The sequence below is a fragment of the Pseudomonas sp. genome, from assembly GCF_041601375.1.
Taxonomy (GTDB): domain Bacteria; phylum Pseudomonadota; class Gammaproteobacteria; order Pseudomonadales; family Pseudomonadaceae; genus Aquipseudomonas.
Window position 1 is genome coordinate 1 of the sequence record NZ_JBFIIG010000190.1, and the last position, 7,967, is coordinate 7,967.

Consider the following 7,967-nt stretch of genomic DNA (forward strand, 5'->3'; position numbering starts at 1 on the left):
GTGCGTGGACGCCCCGATCAAGGCTGGCAAAACCGGCTTTATTCTCAGCGGCAGTGCCGGGCAACAACTCTGGAACTGGGGCCAGCAAACCGGCCAGCGCTTGCAGAAAGGCCTGGCCCCGACCGTCACCGGCATCAGGAACCTGAACACCTTTGGCGGCGTTCTCCCCCTCGCCGCATTGCTGCTGCACTTGAACAATGTGCGCGAGCTCAACCTACGTGACCAACATCGTGAAAATGACGATGTGCGCAAACGGGAACATTTGGCCGAGAACTTCAAGGTGGGGGCGGCCTTTTCGGCGGTGGTGGGAGCGGCGTGGGAGGCCACAGGACAGGTGGAGGTCGAGTGGCGTGGCTCTAAAGCCCCGATCGTAACGCTGTTTGGTTTTACCACCGGCGCACTGGCAGCATTTGGCAGCATGGCCGACTTGGCCAAACTCTCCGCCGAAATGCAGAAAGACGGTGCCTACTGGACGGCCAACCACTGGGCACGCCTGGGTCACGACGGTGCCGTGCTCGGCCTGATGGCGGCGCAAACCGGATTGGGCGGCCATGCCACCTATATGGCGCTGACCGGCCAATGGACCACCCAGCAGGCGATCAAATGGTTCACCCTGCGCCTGGTACCGCTGAACTGGATATTGCTGATCGTCGAGGGACTTTACCTGGCCTGGAACTACTTCAAGGACAGCGAGCTGCAAGCCTTTCTCGAACAGTGCTGCTGGGGTAACGACCGGCGCTGGGGCGACAGCCCCGCCGGTCAGAGCGAGGAACTGCAAACCCTGATCGACCTGCTGTTCAAACCGCGTCTACTGGCCGAATCCAGACTGGTCAGCCGGCAGATTGGCCATAGCGGCAACAACATCGTGCTGGATAGCCAGACAGATAGCCTGCAACTATTTTTGCCCGGCGCCGACTCCGAACGCTCTCAGCTGTATGTAAAACTTATTGCCTTCGACAAGCTCAACACCCCAACCGACTGCACCCAGCAATGGCTGAATAACCTCGAAAGCCACTGGCTGCCCATCCATCAGGGCATGGGCCTGCGCCTGGCCGGCACAGTGCCGCGCCGGGCCGACTGCACCTACTGGCAACTCCAGGTTCTGTACCATAGCCCGCTGGCCATGCAGGCCGGCACCCTCGGCCCGCAAAAGCAGGTGGTCGGCGGCGGTATGGGTATGCGCTATATCATCACGGGCTCGACCATCGTCGAGCATGGCTCCAGCGACGGCCCGCTTATCAGTGACCGCTACAGCTCCGTGGCGGTCAGCTCTGACTTGCTACAACCCAAGGACGCGACATGACCGAACACGCCGGCGAAGTAGAACGGGGCTTGCTCTGGAAGCAGGAGCACCTGGCCCCAATGCCCATTCCCACCGGACAACCTGCCAGCGATCTGATGAATATCATCTGGCGCAAGAACGAGGCTTATCTGGATATCGGCAGTTTCGCTATGGCAGCGGGCTGGCTGACGCTGCACATGGGTACTGTCTTGGTGGTGGCGATCTCCGCTTGGGTTGCTTCAACAGGAGACTATTGGTTAAGCCTAGCGATGCTTGCTTTTATGGGGGGGGGGCTAATGGGCACCCTCTGGTACTTGTATATCAAGCAATGGCGCAAGCCCCTGACTCCACCGATTCGCTTCAACCGTCAGCGCCGCGAGGTATGCATTACCGAGCCAGACGGCAGCTACTGGTTCGTGCCCTGGGAGCGCGTATATGCCATCGCCCCCAGTGTCACCAACCTGGGCACCTATGGTGCGACCAAGCATGGCTGCCTGCTGCTGTGGTTCCCGCTCAAGGGCCAGGAACATGAAACCTATGGCCCCGACAAGAAGGGCTGGGTGCTGATGGTCAATCCCGGCGGCGGAATTTCCTCCATGGCGCAGTGGGAATGCATTCGCAGCTTTATGGAGACGGGGCCGGATGCGGCTCCAGAACCCTCGGTTATTCGTAACAAAGGCATGAGCCTTTGGCAGAGCTTTACCTACGATTTCATGCAAGCAGTAAAGTCCAGAGGGTGGCTGCTGGCGTTTTTGTGGGAAGGACTCGGCAGTTTGGTTTTCAACGGTTTTTTGCTGGAGCACTTGCTGCGCAAAAAACTCGCCCATATCCCCGACCTCACCGCCCCCGAAGTCGTCGAATGGTCCAAACCCCTACCGCCCGCGCAATGGGCCAAACGCTCTCCCGAGCTGGAGCTGGCCATCGCCAAGCGCGAGGCCGAGTTGGCCGAGCAATAAACCGCTCTCACGGCCGCAGGCCGGCACCCCGCCCTGCAAAAGCCGGCTGATCGCCGGACACAGGCCTACCCCGTCGCCCACAACCACGCCGGCGAGAGGCCCATGCCGGGCAGCGCCGGCATGTTCGGCTAGAGCGCCTTTTCGAACACCTTGGAGTTGCGCTGGAAGTTGTACAGCGAAACGCGCGCCGCCGGCAGGCGGTCGACGCTGCTGGGCACGAAGCCGCGTTCGCGGAACCAGTGGGCGGTGCGGGTGGTGAGGACGAACAGCTGCTTCAGGCCCTGGGCCCGTGCGCGCGCTTCGATGCGTTCCAGCAGTTCGTCGCCGCGGCCGCCATGGCGATAGTCCGGGTTGACCGCCAGGCAGGCCAGTTCGCCGTAGTCCGAGTCGTCGATCCGGTACAGCGCGGCGCAGGCGATGATCAGGCCCTCGCGCTCGACGATGCTGAACTGCTCGATCTCGCGCTCCAGCACCTCGCGCGAACGGCGCACCAGGATGCCCTGCTCTTCCAGCGGACTGATCAGCTCGATCAGGCCGCCGACATCCTCGATGGTCGCCTCGCGCAAGGATTCGAACTGCTCTTGCGCCACCAGGGTGCCGTTGCCGGCACGGGTGAACAGTTCGCTGAGCAGGGCGCCGTCCTCGGTATAGCTGACGATATGGCTGCGCCGCACCCCGCCGCTGCAGGCCTGGGCGGCGGCATCCAGCAGTTCTGCCTGGTAGCTGCCGCCCAGGCGCTGCAGGTGCTGCGGCACCTGCTGCGGGCGCAGTTCGCGCACCAACCTGCCCTGCTCGTCGAGCAGGCCGCTTTCGGCGCCGAACAGCAGCAGCTTGTCGGCGCCCAGGTCGATGGCGGCACGGGTGGCCACATCTTCGCAGGCCAGGTTGAAGATTTCCCCGGTCGGCGAATAGCCCAGCGACGACAGCAGCACGATGCTGCGCTCGTCGAGCAGGCGGCCGATGCCCTTGCGGTCGACCCGGCGCACTTCGCCGGTGTGGTGATAGTCGACGCCGTCGACCACGCCGATCGGCCGCGCAGTGACGAAGTTGCCACTGGCCACGCGCAGGCGCGCGCCCTGCATCGGCGAGGCGGCCATGTCCATCGACAGGCGCGCCTCGATGGCGATGCGCAGCTGGCCGACCGCGTCGATCACGCACTCCAGGGTCGCCCCGTCGGTGACCCGCAGATCACGGTGAAAATGCGGGGTTATCCCGCGCGCGGCCAGGCGCGCCTCGATCTGCGAGCGCGAGCCGTGCACCAGCACCAGGCGCACGCCGAGGCTGTGCAGCAACACCAGGTCGTGGACGATATTGCCGAAATTCGGGTGGGCGACGCCCTCGCCCGGCAGCATCACGACGAAGGTGCAGTCGCGGTGGGCATTGATATAGGGCGAGGCGTGGCGAAGCCAATTGACGTAGTCGTGCATTGCAGAGAGAACCTGTGAGTCGTGGAAAGAACACATGAACAAGGCGCGCGAGCGCCGGACGAAGCAGCCATCGTTATCCGCTTTATCGTCGCAGTTGGGGCATCACGCGTTCTCTCCTCCGGTTGGCAAGGGCCGCATGCAGGCTCATGGGGCCGGACTCAGGCAGTAATGTTGAATCAGCTCACGTAACAGACGCACGGTCGGCTCGAGACGTGACATTTCCAGGTACTCACCCGGCTGGTGGGCACAGTCGATATCGCCGGGGCCGAGCACCAGGGTCTCGCAGCCAAGCTGCTGAAGATAAGGCGCTTCGGTGGCAAACGCCACCGCAGCGGCACTGTGCCCGGTCAGGCGCTCGGCCAGGCGCACCAATTCGCTGTCGGCGGCCTGTTCGAAGGGCGGCGCGCTGGGAAACAGCGGGGCGAAGTCGATCTTGACCTGATGCCGCTCGGCCAGCGGTTGCAGCTTCTGCCGGATCGCCGCTCGCAGCAGTTCCGGCTGCATGCCCGGCAGCGGGCGCAGGTCGAATTCCAGCGAGCACTGGCCGCAGATTCGGTTGGGGTTGTCGCCGCCGTGGATGCAGCCGAGATTCAGGGTCGGTACCGGCACGCCGAACTGCGGGTTGTTGAACTCGCGCTGCCACTGGCCGCGCAGGCCACGCAGTTCGGTCATCACGTCCTGCATCGCCTCCAGGGCGCTGTGGCCGAGGCCAGGGTCGGAGGAATGACCGCTCTGGCCGAGGATGTCGATGCGCTCCATCATGATGCCCTTGTGCAGGCGGATCGGCTTGAGCCCGGTCGGCTCGCCGATCACCGCGGCCCGCCCCAGGGGCCGCCCGGCCTCGGCCAGGGCGCGGGCGCCGGACATCGAGCTTTCCTCGTCGCAGGTGGCGAGGATCAGCAGCGGCTGCTGGAAGCGCTGTTCCAGCAAGGGTTGCAGCGCCTCGATGACCAGGGCGAAGAAGCCCTTCATGTCGCAACTGCCCAGGCCGACCCAGCGGCCATCGACCTCGGTCAGCTTGAGCGGATCGCTCTGCCACAAGGCCGCGTCGAAGGGCACGGTGTCGCTGTGTCCAGCCAGCACCAGGCCGCCAGGGCCGCTGCCGTAACTGGCGAGCAGATTGAATTTACCCGGGGTGACCTCCTGCACCTCGCAGGCGAAACCGAGGTCGCCGAGCCAGCTCGAGAGCAGCTCGATCACCGGCCCATTGGACTGATCCCAGCGCGCCTGGGTGCAACTCACCGAAGGCGTGGCGATCAGCGCGGCGAATTGTTCTTTGAAGGAAGGCAGGGGCATTGGCGGTCTCCACGGGCGTTGCCACCATCATAGGGGCAACGCCGGTGCGGATGAAACCGTCGGGGCTATCTCAGAGGAAGATCCCGCGCAGGACATAGAAGAACAGGATGGCCAGGGCGGCACCGGCCGGCAGGGTGATCAGCCAGGACATGAAGATCTTGCCGATCACGCCCAGGTTCAGCGCGCCGATACCGCGGGCCAGGCCGACGCCCAGTACCGCGCCGACCAGGGTGTGGGTGGTGGACACCGGCAGGCCGATGGCCGAGGCGCCGACCACGGTGGTAGCCGTGGCCAGTTCGGCGGCAAAACCGCGACTCGGGGTCAGCTCGGTGATCTGTTTGCCGATGGTGGCGATCACCTTGTAGCCGTAGGTGGCCAGGCCGATGACGATACCGATGGCGCCGAGCAGCAGGACCCAGGCCGGCAGCGCCGCCTTGGCCCCGACCATCTCGCCACCGGACTGGATCACCCCGACGACGGCCGCCAGCGGGCCGACCGCATTGGCCACGTCGTTGGAGCCGTGGGCGAAGGCCATCGAGCAGGCGGTGAAGATCATCAGCACGGCGAAGACTTTTTCCACGCTGGCATAGTGGAAGTCCTTGTCCGCCTCGACATCGACCTTGATCCGGCTGAGCAGGGCAATGCCCAGCAGCATCACCAGCACACCGACAGCCGCGGCGAGAAAGAAACCCTCGGTACCGGAGAGGCTGAGGCCGATATGCTTGAGGCCCTTGGTCACGGTCAACAGGCTGACCATAAAGCCGGTGGCGAACATATACAGCGGCACGAAGCGCTTGGCGTTGGCGAAGGGCTCATCGGTATCGATGATCAGCCGCTGCACGCTGACGAACAGGCCGAAGGCGACGGTGCCGGAGAGCAGCGGCGAGATCACCCAGCTGGCGACGATCGGGCCGACACCGGCCCAGTTGACCGCGTCCATGGACACGCCGACCGCGGCGAAGCCGATCACCGCACCGACGATCGAATGAGTGGTGGACACCGGCCAGCCACGGGTCGAGGCCACCAGCAGCCAGGTACCGGCCGCCAGCAGCGCCGACATCATGCCCAGCACCATCAGGTCCGGGGTGATCATCGAGGCGTCGACGATGCCGCTCTTGATCGTTTCGGTCACCTCACCGCCGGCCAAATAAGCGCCGGCGAACTCGAACACCATGGCGATCAGGATCGCCTGCTTAATGGTCAGCGCCCGCGAGCCGACCGAGGTACCCATGGCATTGGCCACATCGTTGGCACCCACGCCCCAGGCCATGAAAAAGCCGAAGAGACAGGCGAGTAGCAGAAGTACGAGGCCGTAGTCCGCAATCAGAGACATAAATAATTAATCCGTAGATTCCAGAAAGGACACTGGCGCTTAGCGCGCCAGCAGTTGTTCCAGTCGGTTACCGACACGCTCGGCACGGTCGGCGACATCGCCGATCCATTCGATGATCTGGTAGAGGAACATCACGTCGACCGGAGGAAGATCCTTTTCCAGTTTGAACAGGGCGCGGCGCACGTCGATCTGCATCAGATCGGTATCGCGCTCGATCTGCTCCAGTTCCTCGACCATGGATCCGACCAGGGCGGCTTCGCGCCCGCCGAACCCGGTTTCCAGCAGTTCGTCCAGCTCGTTCATGGCTTTAAGCGCCTGGCCGCTGGCATCCACGGTGCGCTGCACGAAGGCCCGCATCAGTGGCTGCAAAGCCTGTGGAACGGCCATTTCGCGACCCAGCATCAGGCCGGCAATGTCCTTGGCGCGGTTGGCAACTTTGTCCTGTACACTCAGCAGCTCGAGCAGATCCGAACGCGGCACTGGCAGAAACAAGCTCTTGGGCAGGTGCAGCCGTACGCTTTTCTTGAGCTTGTCGGCTTCGTCCTCCAGCCGCGCCATGTCCTGCTGCACCTGTGCCACCTTGACCCAATCCTCAGCCATCACGGCGTCGAAAAAAGGCACCAGGTGTGCGGCGCACTCGTGGGCTTTGGCGAAGTGCTTCTGCATCGGCCCGATGGGCGAGCGACCGAACAGGCTGGCGAATGGATTGAGCGGCATAGGGTGAACCCCGGCTTTTAAGAAGGTGGCAAGTATACGGATCGCTCGAAAAGCTCGCCAGCACGCATCATCAGACAGTCACAATTTCACAGTAGGCGCTTAGTTCACCATCATGGTCAAAGAAACCGAAATCAAATTGCGGGTCAGCCGCGACACCCTGGCAGCCCTGCGCGAGCACCCGCTGCTGAAGAAGCGCAACAAGAGCGGCTGGGAACAGCGCGAGCTATTCAATCAGTATTTCGACACGCCCGCCCGTGATCTGGCCCAGGCCAAGGTCGCCTTGCGCATCCGCCGCGATGGCGATGCCTTTATCCAGACCCTGAAAAGCCGTGGCCAGAGCGTTGCCGGTCTGTCCGAGCGCAACGAATTCGACTGGTATCTGGATCAGGCCGAACTGGATCCGAGCAAACTCGACGACAGCTGCTGGCCGGCGGCCCTGGCCGACCTAGACAAGAGCCTGCTGCAACCGATCTTCAGCACCGATTTCGTCCGCCAGCGCGCCGACATCGCCTGGGGTCGCGGCAAGGCCAAGGTGGTCATCGAGGCCGCCCTGGATCTCGGCAAGGTCATCGCTGGCGAAGGCGAGGAAGAAATCTGCGAGCTGGAGCTGGAGCTGCGCCAGGGTGAACCTGCAGCCCTGCTGGAACTGGCCGCCGAACTCGCCGCCGATCTGCCGCTGATGCCGTGCGACATCAGCAAGGCCGAGCGCGGCTACCGCCTGTTCGATGCCAACAGTTACAGCCTCAGCCTGCCGGCCCCCGAACTGAACGCCGAAATGAGCCTGGATGAGGGCTTTGCCGCCATTGCCTGGCACCTGCTCGGCAGCAGCCAACGCCTGGCCGAGCAATACCGCTTCAATGGCCACTGGCGCCTGCTGGTCGACTGGCTGGAACAACTGGTTGGCCTGCGTGCGCTAATCGGCAGCCTCGGTCAGGCCGCGCCGCGCAGCAGCAGCA

7 protein-coding genes are annotated in these 7,967 nt (G+C 63.8%); 3 read left to right on the forward strand and 4 right to left on the reverse strand.

Annotation, left to right across the window (positions count from 1 at the left end; translation table 11 throughout):
- On the forward strand, positions 1–1,303 hold a 1,303-nt coding region (locus tag ABZE94_RS18440; RefSeq protein ID WP_372877223.1), incomplete at its 5' end, for a hypothetical protein.
- Positions 1,300–2,238: a hypothetical protein gene (locus ABZE94_RS18445; RefSeq protein WP_372877225.1), complete on the forward strand. Its 939-nt coding sequence runs from the start codon at positions 1,300–1,302 to the stop codon at positions 2,236–2,238. The genes ABZE94_RS18440 and ABZE94_RS18445, both read left to right, overlap by 4 nt.
- Positions 2,239–2,366: 128 nt before the next feature.
- On the opposite strand, the gene argA is transcribed toward ABZE94_RS18445, so the two are convergent.
- From argA to ABZE94_RS18465, 4 genes are all read right to left on the reverse strand, one after another.
- On the reverse strand, positions 2,367–3,665 hold the full coding sequence (argA, locus tag ABZE94_RS18450) for an amino-acid N-acetyltransferase (protein WP_372877227.1): 1,299 nt from the start codon (positions 3,663–3,665) through the stop codon (positions 2,367–2,369).
- A gap of 144 nt (positions 3,666–3,809) precedes the next feature.
- Positions 3,810–4,961 carry an acetylornithine deacetylase gene (gene argE, locus ABZE94_RS18455; protein WP_372877229.1) on the reverse strand — a complete coding sequence of 384 codons (1,152 nt, stop codon included), beginning with the start codon at positions 4,959–4,961 and terminating at the stop codon, positions 3,810–3,812.
- 70 nt (positions 4,962–5,031) lie between these two features.
- Positions 5,032–6,294, reverse strand: coding sequence for an inorganic phosphate transporter (locus ABZE94_RS18460; RefSeq protein WP_372877231.1), 1,263 nt, complete (start codon positions 6,292–6,294; stop codon positions 5,032–5,034).
- A 39-nt stretch (positions 6,295–6,333) separates the two neighbouring features.
- Positions 6,334–7,011 carry a TIGR00153 family protein gene (locus tag ABZE94_RS18465; protein ID WP_372877233.1) on the reverse strand — a complete coding sequence of 226 codons (678 nt, stop codon included), beginning with the start codon at positions 7,009–7,011 and terminating at the stop codon, positions 6,334–6,336.
- 112 nt (positions 7,012–7,123) lie between these two features.
- On the opposite strand from ABZE94_RS18465, the gene ABZE94_RS18470 reads away from it, so the two are divergent.
- Positions 7,124–7,967 (forward strand): inorganic triphosphatase (locus tag ABZE94_RS18470; RefSeq protein WP_372877235.1); only part of this gene is annotated, 844 nt, incomplete at its 3' end.

Bases quoted from the DNA above. Each gene is read 5' to 3' on its own strand.
- ABZE94_RS18445 (WP_372877225.1), top strand. From the start codon at position 1,300: ATGACCGAACACGCCGGCGAAGTAGAACGGGGCTTGCTCTGGAAGCAG.
- argA (WP_372877227.1), bottom strand. From the start codon at position 3,665: ATGCACGACTACGTCAATTGGCTTCGCCACGCCTCGCCCTATATCAAT.
- argE (WP_372877229.1), bottom strand. From the start codon at position 4,961: ATGCCCCTGCCTTCCTTCAAAGAACAATTCGCCGCGCTGATCGCCACG.
- ABZE94_RS18460 (WP_372877231.1), bottom strand. From the start codon at position 6,294: ATGTCTCTGATTGCGGACTACGGCCTCGTACTTCTGCTACTCGCCTGT.
- ABZE94_RS18465 (WP_372877233.1), bottom strand. From the start codon at position 7,011: ATGCCGCTCAATCCATTCGCCAGCCTGTTCGGTCGCTCGCCCATCGGG.